This window comes from Planomicrobium sp. CPCC 101110 (assembly GCF_007859395.1).
Classification (GTDB): Bacteria; Bacillota; Bacilli; order Bacillales_A; family Planococcaceae; genus Planococcus.
In genome coordinates this window covers 1-20,745 of sequence record NZ_VOHD01000002.1, presented here as the reverse complement: position 1 = coordinate 20,745, position 20,745 = coordinate 1, and the positions used below count along the sequence as shown (strand labels likewise).

At 43.4% G+C, this 20,745-nt stretch carries 22 protein-coding genes and 1 rRNA gene; 1 reads left to right on the top strand and 22 read right to left on the bottom strand.

The window, feature by feature from the left end; all coding sequences use genetic code 11:
- Positions 1-140: 140 nt before the first annotated feature.
- From spoVG to metG, 10 genes are all read right to left on the bottom strand, one after another.
- Positions 141-425 (bottom strand): septation regulator SpoVG, encoded by a 285-nt coding sequence (spoVG, locus tag FQV30_RS00160; protein WP_146498134.1) that lies wholly within the window; start codon positions 423-425, stop codon positions 141-143.
- 140 nt (positions 426-565) lie between these two features.
- Positions 566-943 carry a RidA family protein gene (locus tag FQV30_RS00155; protein WP_146498133.1) on the bottom strand — a complete coding sequence of 126 codons (378 nt, stop codon included), beginning with the start codon at positions 941-943 and terminating at the stop codon, positions 566-568.
- A gap of 1 nt (position 944) precedes the next feature.
- Positions 945-1,772: a pur operon repressor gene (gene purR / locus FQV30_RS00150; RefSeq protein WP_146498132.1), complete on the bottom strand. Its 828-nt coding sequence runs from the start codon at positions 1,770-1,772 to the stop codon at positions 945-947.
- A 56-nt stretch (positions 1,773-1,828) separates the two neighbouring features.
- Entirely contained in the window at positions 1,829-2,692 is an 864-nt protein-coding gene (gene ispE, locus FQV30_RS00145; RefSeq protein WP_146498131.1) for a 4-(cytidine 5'-diphospho)-2-C-methyl-D-erythritol kinase, read from the bottom strand.
- 144 nt (positions 2,693-2,836) lie between these two features.
- Positions 2,837-3,100 carry a biofilm formation stimulator Veg gene (veg, locus tag FQV30_RS00140; protein WP_106534684.1) on the bottom strand — a complete coding sequence of 88 codons (264 nt, stop codon included), beginning with the start codon at positions 3,098-3,100 and terminating at the stop codon, positions 2,837-2,839.
- Positions 3,101-3,263: 163 nt separating this feature from the next.
- Positions 3,264-4,142 carry a 16S rRNA (adenine(1518)-N(6)/adenine(1519)-N(6))-dimethyltransferase RsmA gene (gene rsmA / locus FQV30_RS00135; protein WP_146498130.1) on the bottom strand — a complete coding sequence of 293 codons (879 nt, stop codon included), beginning with the start codon at positions 4,140-4,142 and terminating at the stop codon, positions 3,264-3,266.
- Positions 4,139-4,699 (bottom strand): ribonuclease M5, encoded by a 561-nt coding sequence (gene rnmV, locus FQV30_RS00130; RefSeq protein ID WP_146498129.1) that lies wholly within the window; start codon positions 4,697-4,699, stop codon positions 4,139-4,141. Before rnmV ends, rsmA begins: the two co-directional genes overlap by 4 nt.
- A 109-nt stretch (positions 4,700-4,808) precedes the next feature.
- Entirely contained in the window at positions 4,809-6,113 is a 1,305-nt protein-coding gene (locus FQV30_RS00125) for a G5 and 3D domain-containing protein (protein WP_146498128.1), read from the bottom strand.
- 87 nt (positions 6,114-6,200) lie between these two features.
- Complete coding sequence (locus FQV30_RS00120) at positions 6,201-6,968, bottom strand: TatD family hydrolase (RefSeq protein WP_146498127.1); 768 nt, start codon at positions 6,966-6,968, stop codon at positions 6,201-6,203.
- 299 nt (positions 6,969-7,267) lie between these two features.
- Positions 7,268-9,235: a methionine--tRNA ligase gene (gene metG, locus FQV30_RS00115; RefSeq protein ID WP_146498126.1), complete on the bottom strand. Its 1,968-nt coding sequence runs from the start codon at positions 9,233-9,235 to the stop codon at positions 7,268-7,270.
- 333 nt (positions 9,236-9,568) lie between these two features.
- On the opposite strand from metG, the gene FQV30_RS00110 reads away from it, so the two are divergent.
- Positions 9,569-9,847 carry a transition state genes transcriptional regulator AbrB gene (locus FQV30_RS00110; RefSeq protein WP_146498125.1) on the top strand — a complete coding sequence of 93 codons (279 nt, stop codon included), beginning with the start codon at positions 9,569-9,571 and terminating at the stop codon, positions 9,845-9,847.
- Between the two features lie 42 nt (positions 9,848-9,889).
- On the opposite strand, the gene rsmI is transcribed toward FQV30_RS00110, so the two are convergent.
- From rsmI to rrf, 12 genes are all read right to left on the bottom strand, one after another.
- On the bottom strand, positions 9,890-10,759 hold the full coding sequence (gene rsmI, locus FQV30_RS00105) for a 16S rRNA (cytidine(1402)-2'-O)-methyltransferase (RefSeq protein WP_146498124.1): 870 nt from the start codon (positions 10,757-10,759) through the stop codon (positions 9,890-9,892).
- The gene (locus FQV30_RS00100) at positions 10,756-11,025 is read right to left on the bottom strand and encodes a GIY-YIG nuclease family protein (protein ID WP_146498123.1); all 270 of its coding nucleotides are present in this window, start codon (positions 11,023-11,025) and stop codon (positions 10,756-10,758) included. Before FQV30_RS00100 ends, rsmI begins: the two co-directional genes overlap by 4 nt.
- Positions 11,012-11,749, bottom strand: a complete 738-nt coding sequence (locus FQV30_RS00095; protein ID WP_146498122.1) for a tRNA1(Val) (adenine(37)-N6)-methyltransferase — start codon at positions 11,747-11,749, stop codon at positions 11,012-11,014. The genes FQV30_RS00100 and FQV30_RS00095 overlap by 14 nt, the downstream gene beginning before the upstream one ends.
- A gap of 87 nt (positions 11,750-11,836) precedes the next feature.
- On the bottom strand, positions 11,837-12,196 hold the full coding sequence (gene yabA, locus FQV30_RS00090) for a DNA replication initiation control protein YabA (protein ID WP_146498121.1): 360 nt from the start codon (positions 12,194-12,196) through the stop codon (positions 11,837-11,839).
- 10 nt (positions 12,197-12,206) lie between these two features.
- Positions 12,207-13,019, bottom strand: coding sequence for a PSP1 domain-containing protein (locus tag FQV30_RS00085; protein ID WP_146498120.1), 813 nt, complete (start codon positions 13,017-13,019; stop codon positions 12,207-12,209).
- A 3-nt stretch (positions 13,020-13,022) separates the two neighbouring features.
- Positions 13,023-14,015: a DNA polymerase III subunit delta' gene (holB, locus tag FQV30_RS00080; protein ID WP_146498119.1), complete on the bottom strand. Its 993-nt coding sequence runs from the start codon at positions 14,013-14,015 to the stop codon at positions 13,023-13,025.
- A gap of 108 nt (positions 14,016-14,123) precedes the next feature.
- Positions 14,124-14,453, bottom strand: coding sequence for a cyclic-di-AMP receptor (locus FQV30_RS00075; protein WP_146498118.1), 330 nt, complete (start codon positions 14,451-14,453; stop codon positions 14,124-14,126).
- Positions 14,454-14,575: 122 nt separating this feature from the next.
- Positions 14,576-15,223, bottom strand: a complete 648-nt coding sequence (gene tmk / locus FQV30_RS00070; RefSeq protein ID WP_146498117.1) for a dTMP kinase — start codon at positions 15,221-15,223, stop codon at positions 14,576-14,578.
- A gap of 83 nt (positions 15,224-15,306) precedes the next feature.
- Positions 15,307-17,430 (bottom strand): RNA degradosome polyphosphate kinase, encoded by a 2,124-nt coding sequence (locus FQV30_RS00065; RefSeq protein WP_146498116.1) that lies wholly within the window; start codon positions 17,428-17,430, stop codon positions 15,307-15,309.
- Between the two features lie 58 nt (positions 17,431-17,488).
- Complete coding sequence (ppx, locus tag FQV30_RS00060) at positions 17,489-19,021, bottom strand: exopolyphosphatase (RefSeq protein WP_146498115.1); 1,533 nt, start codon at positions 19,019-19,021, stop codon at positions 17,489-17,491.
- A gap of 70 nt (positions 19,022-19,091) precedes the next feature.
- Positions 19,092-20,516, bottom strand: coding sequence for an aminotransferase class I/II-fold pyridoxal phosphate-dependent enzyme (locus FQV30_RS00055; protein WP_146498114.1), 1,425 nt, complete (start codon positions 20,514-20,516; stop codon positions 19,092-19,094).
- Between the two features lie 154 nt (positions 20,517-20,670).
- Positions 20,671-20,745 (bottom strand): 5S ribosomal RNA (gene rrf, locus FQV30_RS18400); the annotation flags it as partial.

Below are 20,745 nucleotides of genomic sequence, written 5' to 3'. Positions count from 1 at the left end.
ATTAATGATTAAATTATTAATATTTCCTTATTGACTATAGCGGAAAAACCTTGACAATTCAAGGTTCCAAGGTCTGACATTGCGAGAGCGCAACAAAAAAAGAGCCCTATCCATGCAGAAGGCTCTTTGAGTTGCAGTAGTCAAACGCCGGCTTCTTCAAAAACCGGATCATTTTCACTTTGTTCGTATGCAGTTAAAACGGCGTCTTGAAGTTTGCTCCGTGTACCTGAGTTGATCGGATGGGCTATATCCCGGAATTCGCCATCAGGTGTCCGTTTGCTTGGCATTGCCACAAATAACCCCTCATTGCCATCAATCACTCGAATATCATGGACTACAAACTCATTGTCTAATGTGATAGAAGCGATTGCCCTCATGCGGCCCTCTGTCTGTACCCGCCTTAATCTCACATCGGTAACTTCCATTTCTTCTCACCTCTCCCAGATGTTATTTATGAAGCTCTGTAAAGTATTCGCCGGAAAGGACTAATCTCCTTCATAAATTACAAAATTTATTAGAAAATTTAATTAACATTCCCGAAAAATAAAACCGCCTAAAAGGCGGTTTAGTTTGTCACTTTTGCGATTACTTCAATTTCCACTTTTGCATCTTTCGGCAAGCGGGCCACTTCCACTGTTGAACGCGCAGGTTTATGGTCACCGAAATAAGAAGCATAGACTTCGTTCAGCAAAGCAAAATCATCCATATTCTTGATGAATACCGTTGTTTTCACTACTTGTTCAAGCGAAGAACCTGCTTCTGCCAGCACCGCCTTCAAATTAGCGAACACTTGATGCGCCTGGTCTTCGATAGTGCCTAAAACAATGTCGCCGGCTGGCGTCAGCGGAATTTGTCCTGAACTGTAGAACAGGTCCCCTGTTATAATTCCTTGCGAGTAAGGTCCGATTGCTGCTGGTGCTTTGTCTGTCGCTACATATTTCATCTCAAATTCCTCCATTAGAAAAGTAGTTTCCTTCTTCTAAAGCGATAGTCCGTTCTTTTTCGCTCACTTCATGCAGTTTGACCAATGATAAATAGTTTTCGACAAGCCGTTCATCCGCATGTTCCGCCTCTACCAATACTGCGACACCCGCCAATGTACATTCAAACTCCTCCAGCAAGTTTTTCATGCCATTCATCGTGCCGCCGACTTTCATAAAGTCATCTGTGATCAATACGCGCTGTCCGCTTTTCATGCTGCGCTTGGACAGCACCATCGTTTGAATGCGCCGCGATGAACCGGAGACATAATTGATGCTCACAGTAGACCCTTCCGTCACCTTGCTGTCTCGCCGCACAATGACAACGGGAACATTCAAATGGCGGGCAATGGCGTGGGCAATCGGAATTCCCTTAGTGGCCACTGTCATAATGACATCAATTTTCTCATTGGCAAACGCGGTGGCAAATACTTTGCCGACCCGGTTCATCATATCCGGGTTGCCTAACACATCGGTCATATAAAGATACCCACCGGGCAATAGACGGTCTGAATGGCTTAACTCGTCCATTAATTCATCTATAATGGTTTTGATCTCATCCACATGAAGTTTAGGGACATACTTTACCCCGCCTGCTGCTCCAGGCACAGTCAGCAGCAGGCCAATGCCTTTTTCTTCAAACGTTTCCTTAACAATCCCCAGGTCTTCGCTGATCGACGACTTGGCAGATTGATACAAATCCGAAAAATATGTAAGCGGAATTAGTTTATGTGGATGTTCTAACAAATAATGCGTCATGTCAACTAATCGTTCGCTTCGTTTCCACTTCATCTTGCACTCTCCTAAACACGAATAATTTAATGAAAACTTACCATAAATATACGTGTTTAGGCAAGAGAATCTCGTTCGCCAATCAAACGGACAGCATAAACTTCGGAACAAAAGCCTCTTAATCCGTTATAGATGCGGGGAATGCGGGCTTCTTGGTGTACCAGTCCGAATACAGTGGGTCCGCTGCCGCTCATCAGCACAGCATCAGCGCCGAACTTTTTCATCTGCTCTTTGATTTGCGAAACTTCTGGATAAAGATTTAAAGTTACGCTCTCAAGTGCATTGCCAAGATTGTCGCACATCGCCTCATAATCGCCTGTCTCCAGTGCTTTGATCATTTGCTGTGTGTTCGGGTGCTCCGCTTTGGAGGGATCAAAAGCGCCATATACGTCGGCAGTAGAAACTCCAATGGTCGGCTTGGCTAAAATAACCCAGCAATTCGGCGGTGCAGGCAACTCCTGGATGATTTCCCCGCGTCCTTTTGCTAAAGCTGTTCCCCCGTACACACAAAAAGAAACATCGGAGCCGATTTTAGCGCCGAGTTCCGCTAATTCATCCAGTGACAAGTTCAGCTGCCACAATTTGTTTAACCCTTTCAAAGTAGCAGCCGCGTCACTGCTTCCACCGGCCAATCCAGCAGCCACAGGAATCTGTTTGTCTAAATGGATGATGACCCCTGTTGAAATATTATATGTGTCTTTGATCAATTGAGCGGCTTGGTAAGCCAAGTTCCGGGAATCATTCGGAACAAAACGGTCTGCCGATTCAATATGTATGCCTTTTGCCGTCCCCATCAACCCTATACGGTCAGACAAGTCGACTGTGGTCATAATCATCTCGATTTCATGGTAATTGTCTGGACGCTTGTACAACACGTCCAATGTTAAATTGATTTTGGCAGGCGCCTTCACGTAGAGCATCCCACTGCCTCCTTTTATAGTCTAATGAAAACTATTTTAACACAACACAAGGAATTGGGGAGAAATGCAGTAAAGAAACAAAAAAACCCGCGAACTGATGAAAGTAACAGTTCGCGGATTTGAAAAATATGAAAATAAAGTTCATTATCTAACAACAAGTTCGTCTGCTGTTCCTTCTTCTACAGTAATTTCTACTGCTTCTGTTAAAATGTCTGCGTAGCTGTAAGACACACGTTCAAATGCATGCTCATCTTGATCTAGTTCAATCACGAACACGGAGTGATACGTTTCGCGCAAAATTCCACTGCGTTCGACCGTTTTCTTGCGACCTCCGTTTGCCTTCAAAAGCAATCGTTTTCCTACATGTAGATCCAACGATTTTTTAATATCCGCCAAAGTTTTGGGCATCTTGTCTACACCTCACTATAGACAAACATTAACATAAATCAAGTAATAAGTCAAAATAAATTTATAATTTTATCAGCGTGCTATAGGAGCTGTCAATATTTTTTTATCCGAAATATCTCCACAGTTCGAAGGTCTTTGACAAATCTGCAACAAAGCCTAATATTTAACGGAAATATGCATGCAATTTGTTTGCTAATTGCCCAAATTCTTCGATGGATAAGGTTTCGCCGCGGCGTGCCGGATCGATTTCCGCTTCAGCCAAAGCTTTCAGGATCAAGTCTTTTTTCGCTTTGCCTTCTGGCATGCCCACTTGCAAGTTATTCAAAATCGTTTTGCGTCGTTGTGCAAACGAGCTGCGTGTCACCGTGAAGAAGAAATCTTCATCAATCACTTCCACTAACGGCTGTGGCCTTTTGATCATCCGGATTACAGCAGAGTCGACATTCGGCTGCGGAAGAAAAACGGATTTTGGAACTGTCAATGCCATTTCCGCTTCTGTGTAATATTGAATAGCAATTGACAGAGAGCCGTAAGCTTTGGTTCCTGGTTTTGCGGTAATCCGCTCTGCCACTTCTTTTTGGAGCATGACCACTAAGCCTCTGATCGGCAAACTCTCAAGCAGCAGTTTTAAAATGATAGGGGTTGTTACATAGTAAGGCAAATTCGCTACCACCATAATGTCTTCATAGCCCGCCAATTCATTTTCGATGGCCGCTTTCACATCGGCTTTTAAAACATCCGAATGAATGATAGAAACGTTGTCATATGGAGAAAGTGTATCGTCAAGTACCGGCAGCAAGCGCTGATCAATTTCAAAAGCCAGCACTTTCCCGGCTTCTCTAGCCAAATGCTCAGTCAAAGCACCGATTCCCGGCCCTATTTCAATGGCCGCAGACTGTTTTGTCAATTTGGCTTGACCGACAATTTTCCGAAGAATATTAGGGTCGATCAAGAAGTTCTGCCCCAAGCTTTTCTTTACGGTCAATCCGTGCTTCGCCATTATTTCTTGCGTGCGTATGGGTGTAGCAATATCTTTAATCATGACAGTTCCTCCTGGTTTAATGCATGCACCGCTTTGATAAATTGGCTTTTGGAAATGCCGAACATGTGGAGCCGTTTTTGAAGCTGCTTTCCGTTGGTATAGCCAATCTGAAGCATGTCTCCCAATTGTGTCCGGCGTTGTTTAGCTTTTGGATGGGCAACCAACCCGGCATCGATCAAGTCTTCCATCGTGATTTCAACCGCTAGCTCTTTTTGCATTGGCGTATAAACCTTCGACAAAGCATCCCGGATATCTTCATCGCAAGCATGTTCAATTCCAAGCCCCTTGCCGTTCTTGGCGATCGTCTTTTCTTTAGCTAAAAACGCATGCTTCACCGCAGGCACATGTTCTTCAATAATAGCACGGATTCTTCTTCCCGGATAATCAGGATCGGTAAAAACTATCACTCCACGCTTTTGCTGAGCATGAGCGATCCGCTGAAGCGTTTCTGCCGACAAAGCCGATCCGTTAGTTTCAATAGTATCGGCTTCTACGGCCCGCTTGACAGCAACCGTATCATCTTTGCCTTCAACGACAATAATTTCGCTTATTTTCATTCGTCATCCTCATTTCCAGACTTCCTGTCTATTTTACACGTTGCCGAACAACCCTGTAAAAAGAAAAAGCTTTCCTGGGAATCCCCAAGAAAGCTTTTTCATCCTTGCATTAATTGAGTATTTTAATTTTCACCTGCTTGCGGCCAAATGCCAGCGCTGCTGATTGATCAGCTACAAACAAATCGATTTTGTTTCCTTTGATTGCTCCGCCTGTGTCGCCGGCAATAGCATGGCCATAGCCTTCCACCCATACTTTTGAGCCTAGTGGAATAACGTTAGGGTCCACTGCAATCACTTTGAGACCTGGGTTTGCTTTCAAATTGATGCCTGTTGCCGTAATGCCTGAACAGCCGGCACAGCTTGCCGTGTACGCTGTTGCAGAGACGATCATCTCTTTGCCAGCTGGCTCGGATGCTTGAGCCGCTTTAGGGGCTGCCGATACTTCTTTTTTGGCAGGCGCCGATGCTTTTACCGTCTTCGCTTGAGCAGTTTCTTTTTCAGCAGCTGGTGTTGTGTCTTTGCCACGGGAAACAGCAGCTACTACAACTTTAGTTCCGACTGCGGTAATTTGTTTTTTCGGCTCTTTAACGACTTTTTCTTTTTTAAGATCACGTTTTACTTCTTTGCCGTTTTCTTTTACAACTTCATATGTTTTCTTAACGATGCCTTGCTGCCCTTTTTGGACAAGCTTTTCTTTCCCTTTTAGAAGAGAAGAATCTTTTTTCGTTTCGACCGCAAATTTTACAGAATCTTCCACTACATCGGTGACCTTTTCGACGCGAACTATTTTGACTTCAGAATTCGGAAGGACCAATTCATCCATTCCTTTTTCAACTCGGTCAAGTTCGCTTAAAGAGACTTTTTGCTGTTTTAAAAAGTCAGCGACCGTAGTCGAAGTGGACCATGCCTGTTTCTTTTCCAAACCATCAAGGATCGTGACCTCAAATGCTTTTTCTACAGATATTGCTGTGTCCTCATCTACTTCTTCTTCAAGTGCAGGTGAAACTTTATCATATTCTGAAACTTCAACTTCAGCTTTAGCCAGAATATCCGCTACGGTATTTTTTGTGGTCCAAGCAGTTTTAGCTTCTCCATCGATTGTCACAGTATACTGTTCCGCTTTATCCCATTCGATTTTAGTATCGCTTTTGATCGCAGCACTTGCCGACTGGCTCAAGTAATCATCTTCTGCAACTTCAATTTCTTGTTCTTTCAAGAATTCCCCCACCGTCTTGGCATGGGTTTTCACTTCTTCGGTCTTGCCATTAGCGTTTATGGTAATCGTATTTTTTGTTCCTTCGTATATAGCGAAAGTTAAAACAGCTGCAAACATCAATACGGTAACAATTGAAACCGCCAGCGATTTGCCTTTAAAGGATTTTGCAGCTTTACTATTATTTGCTTCTTTTGACAAAATAACTCCTCCTTATTCACCTGTGTGATTGTATAGCTCCAAATTCAAGGTGTCAACTTATACGAGTCTTTCATATTTTGTCACTTTTTAAAATAACTTGAAAAACTTCTCTGCATTGCGTGTTGTTGCTTCAGCCACTTCTTCTACCGAAATCCCTTTTAAACGAGCAATTTCTTCAGCTACAAGCGGCACATACGATGGCTCGTTGCGTTTTCCTCGGTAAGGATGCGGCGCCAAATAAGGTGCGTCTGTCTCAATCATCAAATGATCAAGCGAAATCATTTCTGCGACTTTTTTCGGTTGTTTGGCATTTTTGAATGTTACCGGTCCACCGAGCGAAATCATGAAATTCATTTTTATACTTTCGTGTGCCGTTTCAACGCTGCCGCCAAAGCAATGCATAACACCACCCGTTGTTCTTGCGTCTTCTTCTTTTAAAATGCGTAAAACATCTTCTGTTGCATCCCGGTTATGGATGATAATAGGCAAGTTCACTCGTTTTGCGAGGCGGATTTGTTTGCGGAATACTTCTTGTTGAACCTCTTTCGGGGATTTGTCCCAGTAGTAATCCAAGCCCGTTTCTCCAATGCCTACCACTTTCGGGTGAGCTGACAGTTCTTCGATCCATCGTAAATCTTCATCCGTACAATCTATGGCATCTACTGGATGCCAACCGACGACCGCGTAAATAAACTCATATTTTTCTGCAAGCGCCATCGCCCGTTGGATCGTTTTGCGGTCAAAACCGATGACTACCATTTTTGTTACCTTGTTTTCTATTGCCCGTTCAATGACTTCTGTTAAATCTTCATCATATTGGTCTGCATTCAAATGCACATGGGTATCGATAAACATTCATCATTCTCCTCACATTAAAATCTATTTTAATGGTTTCCCTTGTTTCTTTCTTCACATAAACATTACATTTGTATAACAAAAGATGTTATCTTTGTGTCAAACCTCAAAAAATAGAATTTTAAGTATAACTAAATACCCATTAAACTATTTTCTTTTCAAATTTTGATAAATATATTTGATTGGAAAACTTTCATATACATTTCACACTGGCATTTTATCTTTTTTTTATAGGAATGAAAAACTGCTCCAAACTAAAAAAAGCAGCCTGCTCTATGAGCAGGCTGCTTTTTTGAAGCTTATTTGATTTGAGCGCCGTTTGGCAGTTTTTCATCAACAGCTGTCAACGTTAAATACCCATCTTTTTGGCCAGCTAAAATCATGCCTTGCGATAATTCGCCGCGCAACTTGACCGGCTTCAAGTTGGCAACAACGACTACTCGCTTGCCGACCAATTCATCCGGCTTGTAATGTTCCGCAATGCCCGAAACCACTTGCCGCTGCTCATAACCCAAGTCCACTTGAAGCTTCAGAAGCTTTGTGGTTTTCGGTACGGGTTCACAAGCAAGAACCGTCGCTGCCCGCAAGTCTACTTTCATGAATTCATCAATCGTGATTTCTGGTACATCTGGAACCTCTACAATTTCTTCTGCCGCTTCTTCCTCTGCAGCAGGAGATGCACCTCCGCGCATTTGTTCCCGGATGTATGTTACTTCCGGCTCGACTTCAAGACGCGGGAAGATCGGCGTTCCTTTTTCCGTTACTTTTGTGCCGGCAGGAATATTGCCGAATTTCTCAAGCGTTTCCCACGCCAGCTGGTCAGTTGTTAAGCCGAGCTGTTCAATAATCTGTTTTGGCGCATTCGGCAAAAACGGCTGGAGCATAACAGCAGTCAAGCGCAGGCTTTCAGCAAGATGAGCCATTACTGAAGCAAGCTGGCCTTTAGAGGCTTCGTCTTTTGCCAGTACCCATGGCTGTGTTTCATCGATATATTTATTGGTTCTAGAAATCAATGACCATACTTCGCTTAGAACAATACTGAACTGCATTTTCTCCATATGTTCTTCGTATGTGCGGATTGTTTGTTTTGCCACATCTTGCAGCGTTTCGTCAAACTCTGTTTGGTAACCCTCTACTTGCGGGATAGTTCCGTCAAAATACTTGTTGATCATTGATACAGTACGGTTCAACAAATTTCCAAGATCGTTGGCCAAATCAAAATTCGTCCGTTCAACAAAAGATTCTGGTGAGAAGACACCGTCCGAACCAAACGGCAATTCACGCAATAAGAAGTAACGCGTTGCATCCAACCCATATCGATCAACCAGCATTTCGGGATATACAACGTTGCCTTTGGATTTCGACATTTTTCCATCTTTCATCATGATAAAACCATGGGCGAAAATCTTCTTTGGCAATGGCAGATCGAGCGCCATCAGGAAAATCGGCCAATAAATCGTATGAAAACGGACTATGTCCTTTCCAACTACATGAACGTCAGCCGGCCAATATTGATTGAACAACGATTCGTCCTGGGAACCATAGCCGAGTGATGTAATGTAATTCGACAAAGCGTCAACCCACACATAAATAACATGCTTCGGATCTCCAGGAACTGGAATCCCCCAATCGAAAGAGGTGCGGGAAACCGACAAGTCTTCCAATCCCGGTTTGATGAAATTGTTGATCATTTCATTTTTGCGGGATTCAGGTTCGATAAATTCAACATGATTCTCATAATAATCAAGAAGGCGATCCGCATATTTCTTCATATTAAAGAAATATGATTCTTCTTTCACTTTATGGACAGGCCGTCCGCAATCCGGACAATTGCCATCTGCCAATTGCGCCTCCGTATAAAACGATTCGCATGGTGTGCAATACCAGCCTTCATACTCCCCTTTATAAATGTCTCCGTTGTCAAGGAATGTCTGGAAGATCTTTTCAACGCCTTCTTTATGGCGCGTTTCCGTTGTCCGGATAAAATCGTCATAGGTGATATCCATCAACGACCATACTTTCTTCGCCGCTTCTGCCATTTCGTCCACATATTCCTGCGGGGCCATGCCGGCTTCTTGCGCTTTTTCTTCGATCTTTTGGCCATGTTCATCCATTCCAGTCAAGAAACGGACATCAAAACCTCTTAACCGTTTATAGCGGACAATTGCATCAGAAGCGACCGTCGTATACGCCGTTCCAATATGGAATTTTCCGCTCGGATAATAAATCGGGGTCGTCAAATAAAAAGTATTTTTTTTTGCAGTCACGAAAAATTCCTCCAGTTTTTTTGTATAGTTCTTATTTTAACGAAGTCGCCAATTTTGTACAATCTTTCAATTTCAAGCGTTTTTTTTCGACAGATTATTTCAACTGTCGAAATATATTATCTTCAATATTTTTCCTTTCATAAATTTTATATAAAAAATATGGAAAAAGTCATTATTAATAGCATAATTATGTTCTGAAATCATAAAATTTATTATGATTTCGATAGTTTTTTATTGACCTAATTGCCAGTACTTGGTATGATTTATGACAAGAAGTGGTAAATGTCGAATTTTGACGAATTCTTGCAAACAACATTAAAGGGGGATATTTAGATGAAATCAACAGGTATTGTACGTAAAGTCGATGAATTGGGTCGCGTGGTCATTCCAATCGAATTGCGCCGTACGTTAGGAATTGCAGAGAAAGATGCTTTGGAAATTTATGTAGATGATGACAAAATTATATTGAAAAAGTATTTACCGAATATGACTTGCGCAGTAACAGGCGAAGTTTCGGATGAAAATATGCAGCTGGTCGGCGGAAAATTGATTTTAAGCCCTGAAGGTGCAGAAATGCTAGTAAAAGAAATCCAAAACAACTTGAAAAAGTAAGTTTGATATAGAAAAACGGAGCGCTTTCATGCGCTCCGTTTTTTATATGTGGTAAGCCTGGTAGATTTCCCGCTTTGACATTTTACGGGCAATCGACACTTCTTTAATCGCTTCTTTTGAAGTCAGGTTGTTGCGTTCCATCAATTCATTTACATGTTCTTCAATCGACAGCTGCTCCCACCATTCTTCGCTTTCAATAAGATCAGGAGAACTGTTTCCTTCTATTACAATGCAGAATTCTCCACGGATTTCGTTTTGCTCTGACCAAGACACAGCTTCTTCGACAGTGCCTCTTAAAAATTCTTCAAACTTCTTTGTTACTTCTCGGGCCAAAACGATTTTCCGTTCGTTTCCGAAAGCCTTTTGTAAGCTTTTTAAACTTTCTTTCAAGCGGTGCGGCGCTTCATAAAAGAGAAGCGTTTCTTCTTTTTGGCTCAATTTCTCAAGCTCCGCCTGCCGGTCTTTTTTGTTCCGTGATATAAATCCGTAAAACAAGAAAGGCTGGGGGGAAATTCCGGAAACGATCAATGCACTGAGTGCTGCGTTTGCGCCTGGAATCGGCACTACCGGATATCCTTCGGCGATCACCCGTTTAACCACATCTTCGCCGGGGTCAGAAATGCAAGGCATCCCGGCATCACTGACCAATGCCACCGACTTGCCCTCGCCTAAATAAGAAAGGATCTTAAACCCCCCGCTTTCTTGATTGTGTTCATGATAACTTGTCAGTTTTGTTTGTATTTCAAAATGATTGCATAGCTGCTTTGTATTTCGCGTATCTTCCGCCGCAATCACATCGACTTCTTTCAAGATCCGCAGCGCACGGACTGTTATATCTTCCAAGTTGCCGATAGGTGTGGCAACTAGGTATAGCGTTGGGCGCTTTTCCTGAAAGCTTTTTTGAGATTTCATAGGGTGCCCTTCTCTCCTTCCGCAATGTAACGGACTTTTTGTGGTTTTGATAATTGCTTGAAAGCATACTCCGCTTTCATCGCTTGTGGTTTCGTATCGAAAGCTTCCTGATGAATCATTCGGACAGGGCCTTTAGCGCGTGTGTACTTCGCGCCTTTTCCAGCGTTATGTGCCGCAAGCCGCTTCTCCAAATTATTCGTATATCCGGCATAGTAGGAACCATCCACACATTCCAGTACATAAAAAAAATGCTTATCGGTTTCCATAAAGCAATTCTCTCACTTCTTCTGTGTATTCACCGTCTTCCCCATAGACCACTAAAGGCGGAAGAATCTTTAAATCCGGTTTTCCGTCTTTGATTCCTTCAATCAGCAATGTATTGGCTTCTTTACCTGCTTTCGGATAAACCAAGCGAATGCGTTTAGGCTCCAGCCGATTTGCACGCATTGCCGCAATCAAATCAATGAGCCGGCCGGAACGGTGGACAAACGCCGCTTTTCCGCCTTGTTTCAGCAATTGGCTCGCAGCAAGGACCGCTTCATCAAGTGTCAAATGCAGTTCATGGCGTGCAATGGCCATATGTTCGCTCAAATTTTTATCGCTCATTTCATGTGCTGGAAAATAGGGTGGATTGCAAGTCACAACATCATGCTTTTCAAATCCAAGCAGCGCTGGAATCTTTTTGACGTCCCCATCGACAATTTCAATCTGTTCCGATAGGCCGTTATAGTCCACGCTGCGCCGGGCCATATGGGCGAGCCGCTCCTGGAGTTCCACCCCGATAATGCGCGATTCGGTCCGGGCGCTTAAAAATAACGGGATGGCTCCATTGCCGGTGCATAAATCCACAATACTTCCCCGTTTAAGCGGAACATATGCAAAACGGGCCAATAAGACAGCATCCAGTGAAAACGAAAATACGGACGGACTTTGGATAATCCGCAAATCTTCCGCCAGCAAGTAATCCAGTCTTTCGTCATCCAATAACATTTGCTCAACTCCTCTTACATAGCAAAAGGCTGCCGCCACACAGTGTGTCGGAAGCCTTTCATTTTTCTAATCGTAATCTATCAAACGTCAATTTTGCTTGTTTAAGAATGACAAGCAGAACAAACAATCATCGCCTTTTCTTGAACTGCCGAAATGCACATGGCACACATGATATCCTTCATGGTATAAGCGGGCCAAGTTATCATAGCCTTCACCTATATCCATAACGGCTTTTTTCAGTTTTACCGGATCCACTGCCGCAGTTTCCGGAACTGCCTTATGAAGCTCGTCAAGGCGTGTGCGCAGATGGTGATTTTCAAGCTGCAAAGCGTGATGCTCCTCCATTGTATGGGCCACCACCGCTTTCAATTCGCGGAATTGCTGCTGCATTGATTCGAGCTGCTGCTCGAAATCCATGACCGTGTCCAAAAAGTTTTTATCTTTCACACAAACCACCTCACGCTCTCGTTCCTTGGTCCAATATCTCGTCTAACGTATATTCCAATGTTTGTTCTTGCTCAGCCAAGCGGATTTTTAATACCCGCTCCAAAATGTTCATGCCTACAACACGGCCTGCACCGTCTGGAGTCGATACATGTGTACCTACATCCGGCATTTCTTTTTTCGCCAATTCATACTCATCGTTTTCGTATTTCAAGCAGCACATCAAACGGCCGCATAAGCCTGAAATCTTCGATGGGTTTAACGATAAATTCTGGTCTTTCGCCATTTTAATGGAGACCGGTTCAAAATCGCCCAGAAACGTCGAGCAGCAAAGCATTCTGCCGCAAGGTCCGATGCCTCCCAGCATTTTCGCTTCATCGCGCACACCGATTTGACGAAGCTCGATCCGTGTACGGAAAATAGAGGCCAAGTCTTTCACCAAATTCCGGAAATCCACTCGCCCTTCTGCTGTAAAGTAAAAGATGACTTTGTTTCGGTCAAATGTATACTCAACATCGACAAGTTTCATATCCAATCGATGCTCTTCGATTTTTTCGGTTCCTTGCTCAAAAGCCCGTGCTGCTTCCAGCCGGTTTTCTTCCACTTGTTGGCGGTCGCGGTCACTTGCTACGCGCACCACTTGCTTCAGCGGCAAGACAACGTCATTTTCCCCGACTGATTTGACTGGGACAACCACTTTGCCGTATTCCACGCCTCGTGTTGTTTCGACGATAACATAATCGTCTTTTTCGATCACAAATTCTCCTGGATCAAAATAATATATTTTACCCGCTTTTTTAAAACGGACACCTATTACATTATACACTTGCTACCCCTCCTGCAGATTCAGCATTAATTGCTCCATCAGCAGCGTCCGGTTCATGTTGCGCTGCAATTGCTGCTTGGCCTGCAATATGGCCTGCAACTGCTTGGATAATGCGCTAAATGAACGCTGAAGCGCCATCTGCTTCCAAATTTCTTCCATATCAGGATATGTGCATACAGTTTCGAGACCTGCTTTTACTGTAGCGATGTCCCGATATGCAAATAATAACATGTCCAGCCCTCTTTCGGCATCTTCTTTTTCTTTAAAAAATGGAAGCCAGTCCGCTTGGACCATCAACAAAGCTTCATGGACATTCGTTCCTGCAACTTCAATCATTCTTAAAACCAGTTTTCTGGCTTGCGCAAATTGATCATCAGCACTAAGTTCGACTGCTTCTTCCGCGCTTTGAGTCAACATACTGACCGTCGCAGCCATGGATGCAGTCATGCCGTCGGCCATTAGCTTTTCCATCAGCTTCGGTCGGGACAATGGCTGAAAAGAAACCAATTGGCAGCGGGAGCGAATGGTTGTCATAATGGCATTCAGCCGGTCAGTCAAAAGAATTGCCGTTACGTTCATTTCCGGCTCCTCTAGAAATTTCAACAGCGCATTCGCGGAAGAATTGTTCATCCGATCCGCTTCTTGAATTACATATATCTTACGGCCAGTATTCAAGCCGGTTTTATTCATTGTCAAAATCAGGTCCCGTATCTGGTCAATTTTTATGTTTTGTCCGTCTGGTTCAATAAAAACAATGCTCGGATGGTTCCCCGAATTGTAAAGCTGGCAGCTGCGGCATGTTTCACATGGAACATTTTCTACCGGAGTTTCGCATAATAAAAGCTTAACGAAAAAATGAGTTATTTCTTTTTTGCCTGCGCCTGCTGGGCCTTCAAAAAGGTAGGCATGTGCCAGCCGGTCTTTTTCATAGGCGCCTTGCAGTCTTTTCATAACGACTGGCTGCATTTCTTGAATCTCTTCAATTGTCTTTTGCACATTTTCACCTTCAGCCTTTGTAAAAAATCCCGTGTTCCGGATGGAGCACGGGTATCACGCAGAACCTTTGCCAAGAGCTGCATGAGGCATTGCTATCGTTCTTACGGTTTAAAATTGGTGGAATTGTTCGATGGGTAAGACGAAAATCGTCGCACCACCTACTTCGACTTCCACCGGATACGGAATATAGGAGTCCGCATTGCCTCCCATTGGAGATACAGGTGCAACCATTTGTTCACGCGCACGGCAATTTTCCCGGATTAAATCCATCAATTTCGGCACGCGGCTGTCATCTACACCAATTAAAAAAGTTGTATTTCCTGAGCGCAAAAACCCTCCTGTACTGGCCAATTTGGTAGCCCGGAAATCATTTTTTGTTAAGGCATTGGATAAACGGTTACTGTCTTGGTCCTGTACAACTGCTACGACGAGTTTCATCAGCACTCACTCCTTTTCTGTATTTCTTCCATATAAGTATAACATGAACAGGAATTTTCACCCTGTTCACAGCAGGATTTTTTTATTTTCTGTTGCTTGCCATAAAAAATAGAGGGCCGCTGTCAGCGATCCCCTTTTTCTTTGTTTTTTTCGAGAAAAGCAAGAACCGCTTCTTGGGCAGCTTGCACTACCGCATCTATTTCATTGTCTGCATCGATCACTTGGATGCGCTCCGGATATTGTTGGACCAGCATTTGATAGCCTTCCCAAACTGCTTTATGGAACTTTATCGACTCCACATCCAAACGGTTCACTTCCCGGTTTCCATCACTCTCGATGCGTGACAAGCCCACTTCCGGCTGAATATCGAAATACAATGTCAAATCGGGCATGTACTTGTCAATGGCAAACTTGTTGATGGATAAAATTTCTGGAATGCCGAGTCCTCTGGCATGGCCTTGATAGGCAAGGCTGCTGTCTATATAGCGATCGCATAATACCACTTTCCCAGCCTCAAGCGCCGGAATGACTTTTTCAACCAAGTGCTGTCTTCTGGCAGCAGCATATAGGAGCGCTTCTGTCCGGGCATCCATTTTCATATTGTTTTGGTCCAGAATCACTTTCCGGATCTGCTCGGAAATTTCGATGCCGCCCGGCTCTCTTGTAGAAACAACCGGGTGCCCCAGCTGTTCCAAAAACGGAACCAGGCGCTTTAAAATACTGGTCTTCCCAGCACCTTCTCCGCCTTCTAGCGTAATTAAATAACCCATTACTTGATCCACCCTATTCCTGTTAATCTAGCTTCTTTAACTATACAGGAATTCGAACAGCATTACACCGCTGACCTGATCCTTTATTCCTCTTCCTCTGCCGATCGGTAAGCTTCCGTATATAAAACCTCCTGACACTCGATTTCAGGTTCTTCTTTTTCTCTTTTCACATAGTGATACACGCCTGCTTTGTCTTGTTCCCGGGCTTTTACATTGTCCAATAAGGAAACTTCTAAAATGTGCCTGATTTTAGCTTTGATGCCTTGGTCGCACACCGGAAACAAAATCTCAATCCGATTTTCCATATTGCGGGTCATCATATCCGCCGACGATAAAAACGTCTTTTCTTCACCGTTCTGGTAAAAATAATAAATGCGGCTATGCTCCAGTAAACGCCCAACAATGCTCCGGACTTGAATATTTTCACTAATTCCTTTTATGCCGGGCCTCAGGCAACAGATGCCCCGGATGATCAACTGGATGCGGACCCCTTCTATTGAAGCTTCATATAGCTTTTTGATGATTACTTTATCTGTCAAAGAATTCATTTTTGCAATGATGCGCCCATTGCCGTACTTTTTATGGCATTCAATTTCCTTTTCGATCAATTCCAGAAAGTCTTGGCGAATGCCAAACGGAGCCACAGACAAATGGTGAAATTCCAGCTTATCGGAATAACCGCTTAAATAATTGAAGAAGTTGGTTGCATCAACTCCGAATTCCTTTTTCGCTGTAAACAAACTCATGTCTGTGTAAAGCTTTGCGGTTTGGTCATTGTAATTGCCTGTCCCCAAATGGACGAACCGCTGAATGCGATCTTCTTTTCTTCGCACCACTAACGTAATTTTGCTATGGGTTTTAAGGTGAGTGATGCCATAAATCACATGGCATCCCGCCTGTTCCAATTCTTTTGCCCACTGCACATTGTTTTCTTCATCAAACCGCGCTTTCAGCTCTACAAGGACCGTCACTTGCTTGCCGTTCTCTGCTGCTCGTTTAAGGGCTTTGATGATGGGTGAATCGCCGCTTACCCGGTACAGGGTTTGCTTGATCGCCAACACGTCCGGATCATCTGCTGCTTCTGAAACAAATTCGATGACTGGCTCGAATGAATCATAAGGATGATGCAGAAAAACATCTCTTTGGATCACTTGATCGAAGATGCTCTCGACAGAAACCAAGTCACGCGGCATTTGGGAAATCCTATTTTCATAGACCAGTTTCCGATTTCCTTTTTCCGATTTTTTGTAAAAATTAAACAAGAACGTAAGATCCAACGGACCTTCAAGTTCGTAAATATCGTTTTTCCCAATTTCCAACTCTTTCATCAAGTGAGATAAAACAGTAGGATCGAAACTCGGCTGTTGAATTTCAAGCCGGACAGCGGCTCCCCATTTTCTCTTCCTCAATTCCTTTTCAATTTCTTGCAACAAATCGCGCGCGCCTTCTTCATGTATGGTCATATCCGCGTTTCGTGTGATCCTGAAGACAGAAACGGAAACTGCCTTGAACCCATGAAATAACTTGCTGATAAAATGGCCGATGACATCTTCTAAAAGAACAAAATGCTTTTTGCTGTGTTTCCCTTCTAACGGCACCATCCGGTCCAATACAGACGGCATCTGTACAATTGCCGTCTTATACCGGTTTTCCGCCTCTTTGTCCTTGTCCTCCAACACCACAGCCAAGTTTATGGTTTTATTGAGCAGCATGGGAAAAGGCCGATAAGCATCGATTGCCATTGGAGTCAAAACCGGAAAAACCTGCTCATCGAAATAAGATTCCAGGCCTTTGAGTTCTTCTTTGCTTATGTCAGCAATGTTAAAAAGCTTGATGCCCTCTTTTTTAACTTCGGAAAGCAGCTTGTCTCTCAATAGATGATATTGAAGGTCCACCAATTGATGTGTTTTTTGGGAGATTTCTTTCAGCTGCTGCCTTGGGGTCATCCCTGCCTTGTTTTCCGGCTTCGTGAAATTCACTTTCACTTGATCTTGCAATCCGGCAACACGAACCATGAAAAATTCATCTAAATTCGAACTGAAAATAGCTAGAAACTTAAAACGCTCCAGCAATGGATTGCGCTCATCGAGGGCTTCCTGCAGCACTCTTTCATTAAATGCCAGCCAGCTAAGTTCTCTATTGTTGTAGTAAGAAGGATTATTTAGTTCCACAGTGTGTTTGTTTACTGTATTCAAAATTTCCGCCATCCTTTATTTACGAATAGTAGGTTTAAAACTATTGCTGTAACCGGCCCCAAAAAGCTTTTCAGGAGCTTGAAACAAATTGAAACTGAATAGGTTTCTTCACTAGTTTTTCAAGATGTTTTTTCTGCTTTTCCGCTTGATACTCTTCTGGAGTCCAATCGCTATTGCAATAAACCTTAAACAGGAGTTCCTCATCGGCAAAATTTATTTGAATCTCTTCGACTATATCCCGTTTTGTGGTATTCAAACTATATGCAAGCTTAATGACTGCACCGAGCAGACTGTACTTTGCCAGTTCCTCTTTTGTAAACCAGTCTTGGTAAAGAGCCGCATTGCGTTTAAAAACTTCCCTGTTTTTGAAAGAAGCAATCAAGGCGATAATGAGCCGGTCTTTATGGAGCAATCCGTCAATCGTACGGTTCGCCAATAAATAAAATGTATGCTGATGGCTTGCATCTGCATCGATATAGGAACCGAGATTATAAACGGCGCTTCCAAATTTGATATAGCGCATATCTTCAGGCGTTAAAGCAACTGCTCCAAATTTCTCCATCTCCTGCGAAATCATAATTGCATTATCGCTTACTTGGGCAGCATGTTCCAAATTCACATCATAATCAATTGCTAAATCATGGAAACTTTCTTCAATAACATTCGGAAAAAGGCCGTCTTCATAATTTTTTGTCAGCTCTTCATAAAACACTCCATCACGCAAACCTTTTCTGCTTAAAGCGAAAGTGTCTGTTCCAATACAGCGCATCAAGTGAGCAAAAACTTCAATAGCTGGAATAATAATATCCGCTCTGTCTTTTGATAGCCCTTCCACTTTTTGAACTTCGCTGAAGTCCATGGAAAGCAGCATGTTTTTTATCATTTGGACATCTTTTTCTTTCATAGTATATTGATGGATTCCCGCTAAAGGATACTCAATATGCTCTTGATGGATTTGCGCCATATTACGGGCACTTCCCCCAATGCCGATCAGAGGCAGCTTCTTGTTTTGAATCCATGGCAAGGTCTGGAACTGTTCCTTCAGAAAAGCACGAAGCGTTTTTAGTTCTGCAGAAGTCGGTGTATTGTTTTTGATGAATTGTTCTTTCAGCGACAACGCCCCAAACGGGAAGCTGTAAAAGTAGATTAATTTCCGGTTTTGAAAAAAAGTCAACTCGGTACTGCCGCCGCCGATATCCACCGAAAATCCATTCTCGAACGACATCGAGTTGACTACTGCCAAGTAGCCGTAATGGGCTTCTTCGTACTCCGATAAAATCCGGATTGAAAAGTCCGTTTTTTCTTTTACTTTTTCTAGAATTTCTTCCTGGTTGGTTGCTTGTCTGACTGCCGCAGTAGCCACACATTTTACTTCTTTCAAGTTGTGGTGCCTCGTTACCTCCTGGAAACTTTGAAGGGTATGGATCAATACGTCAATTCCTTCACTTTTCATTTTGCCTGATGCCGACAAATAGCTCCGCAGGCGGGCTACCGTTTTAACGTTTTCAGTTTCAGCTAGCCTTCCGCTTTTATCTCTTGTATAAATAACAAGTCTTATCGTGTTCGACCCAATATCCACAATTGCATACTTTTCTTGGTCCATGCTGATAGCCACATCCTATTCTTTTGAATATCGTATACTATAGCATACCCGCTTCGCAGAAATTATCGCTTCATTGACGGGGAACTACACAGATTAATTTTTCTGCCAGACGGTGCTCCCCTTGAATCTGTGCACCTGTCGCCAAGTAATCCATTAGTTGCTCAAGTTTGGCAACATTCCATTTTTCTCCAGGCAAAATTAGCGGAATGCCTGGCGGATAAGGCACGACCATTGCGGCCGAGATTCTGCCAAGCGCTTCAGTATACAAAATCCATTCACCGTCCGTTGTTTCTATCTCCTCAAAAGACAGTTCCGGCACACTAATTTTCCCCTGCTTAATCGGCATTTTCACTGACACGGTTTCAGGCGTTTCTGTTAAAGCCGAATGAACCGCCTCTTTGATGCGGCTTCGAATTTCAGCAAAAGGATAAGTTTGGGTTTTTTTCAATAAAGGTAAGATTAACATAACTTGGTAAAGATCAGTTAATTCTGCGTAAATCTTTACATTCTCTAAACACTTCTGCAACTGAAATCCGCTATAGCCCGGAATCCGAAGCATCACCTTTAGCGGATCATCTGATTGGAAGACTTCCAGACGTGGAATAGCGGCAAGGCTATCCAGAAACTGAGTGCGTTTCTCTTCAAAGTTCCGTATGTCTTCTGGGGCGTAACTTTGGACAAAAGCACGGGCATCGTCCAGCGAAGCCATAATGAGATAAGAAGGGCTGCTTGATTGCAGCATCCTCAAGTATTTTTTGATTTTCTTTCTATCCACCAAATTTCCTTTGCCATGCAAAAAAGATCCCATTGTCATAGCGGGCAAGGTTTTATGCGCAGAATGCACCACCACATCGGCACCAGCTGTTAACGCCGAAAAGGGATAAGGGCTTCCAATCTGGAAATGAGCACCATGGGCTTCATCAACTAGTACCGGAATGCCCTGCGAATGGCAAAAGGAAATGACTTCTTCCATATCTGCAGCCGCCATTCCATAATAGTTGGGATAGGTAAGGATAACTGCTTTAGCTGCAGGATACTGAGCTACAGCAGTTCGGATATCTTCTAAGGCGATGCCTATAGCCGATTTTGACCGTTCGTCCCATTCGGGCATGATATAGACAGGTTTAACTTTTGTCAGCTCTAAAGCATGGAAAATCGACTTATGAGAATTCCGCTGTACGATGACCACGTCGCCTTCTTCGCATACTGCGTACACCATGGCTAAATTTCCAACCGTCGAGCCATTAACCAAGAAAAAGCTTTGATCCGTTCCATAAACTTCCGAAAGCAGCTCCTCTGCTTCTTTAATTGCCTCTTGAGGATAGTGAAAATCATCAAGGCCGGTAAGTTCGGTGAAATCATACGCAAGGGCACTTCGCATCCCTTGCGGCAGCATCGACAACTCTCCATTTTTATGGCCCGGCACATGAAATGAAATAGGCTCCTGCTTTTGGAATTTGATTAAAGCTTCTACTAACGGTCTTTTCGGTTTCATATGATCATCCTTATAGTTTGTGATTAGCTTTATTATACTGAAATTAAAACTTTTGCTCTAACAAACTGCTGATACACTTCCTTTCTGCTTTATGGAAACTTCAAAGAACGCAAAAAAAGCCAGAACCGGAAACGGTTCTGACTTTCTTTCTGGTGCCCAGCGACGTCCTACTCTCACAGGGGGAGACCCCCAACTACCATCGGCGCAAAAGAGCTTAACTTCCGTGTTC

Excerpts from the sequence above, each read along its gene's own strand:
- rsmA (WP_146498130.1), bottom strand. The coding sequence starts at position 4,142 with ATGATTAAAGATATTGCTACACCCATACGCACGCAAGAAATAATGGCG.
- rsmI (WP_146498124.1), bottom strand. The coding sequence starts at position 10,759 with ATGAAATCTCAAAAAAGCTTTCAGGAAAAGCGCCCAACGCTATACCTA.
- purR (WP_146498132.1), bottom strand. The coding sequence starts at position 1,772 with ATGAAGTGGAAACGAAGCGAACGATTAGTTGACATGACGCATTATTTG.
- FQV30_RS00120 (WP_146498127.1), bottom strand. The coding sequence starts at position 6,968 with ATGTTTATCGATACCCATGTGCATTTGAATGCAGACCAATATGATGAA.
- veg (WP_106534684.1), bottom strand. The coding sequence starts at position 3,100 with ATGCCCAAAACTTTGGCGGATATTAAAAAATCGTTGGATCTACATGTA.
- FQV30_RS00075 (WP_146498118.1), bottom strand. The coding sequence starts at position 14,453 with ATGAAACTCGTCGTAGCAGTTGTACAGGACCAAGACAGTAACCGTTTA.
- FQV30_RS00110 (WP_146498125.1), top strand. The coding sequence starts at position 9,569 with ATGAAATCAACAGGTATTGTACGTAAAGTCGATGAATTGGGTCGCGTG.
- FQV30_RS00095 (WP_146498122.1), bottom strand. The coding sequence starts at position 11,749 with ATGTTATTGGATGACGAAAGACTGGATTACTTGCTGGCGGAAGATTTG.
- FQV30_RS00155 (WP_146498133.1), bottom strand. The coding sequence starts at position 943 with ATGAAATATGTAGCGACAGACAAAGCACCAGCAGCAATCGGACCTTAC.
- rnmV (WP_146498129.1), bottom strand. The coding sequence starts at position 4,699 with ATGAAAATAAGCGAAATTATTGTCGTTGAAGGCAAAGATGATACGGTT.
- FQV30_RS00065 (WP_146498116.1), bottom strand. The coding sequence starts at position 17,430 with ATGGCGGAAATTTTGAATACAGTAAACAAACACACTGTGGAACTAAAT.
- tmk (WP_146498117.1), bottom strand. The coding sequence starts at position 15,223 with ATGGGTTATTTAATTACGCTAGAAGGCGGAGAAGGTGCTGGGAAGACC.
- spoVG (WP_146498134.1), bottom strand. The coding sequence starts at position 425 with ATGGAAGTTACCGATGTGAGATTAAGGCGGGTACAGACAGAGGGCCGC.
- FQV30_RS00055 (WP_146498114.1), bottom strand. The coding sequence starts at position 20,516 with ATGAAACCGAAAAGACCGTTAGTAGAAGCTTTAATCAAATTCCAAAAG.
- ppx (WP_146498115.1), bottom strand. The coding sequence starts at position 19,021 with ATGGACCAAGAAAAGTATGCAATTGTGGATATTGGGTCGAACACGATA.
- FQV30_RS00100 (WP_146498123.1), bottom strand. The coding sequence starts at position 11,025 with ATGGAAACCGATAAGCATTTTTTTTATGTACTGGAATGTGTGGATGGT.
- ispE (WP_146498131.1), bottom strand. The coding sequence starts at position 2,692 with ATGCTCTACGTGAAGGCGCCTGCCAAAATCAATTTAACATTGGACGTG.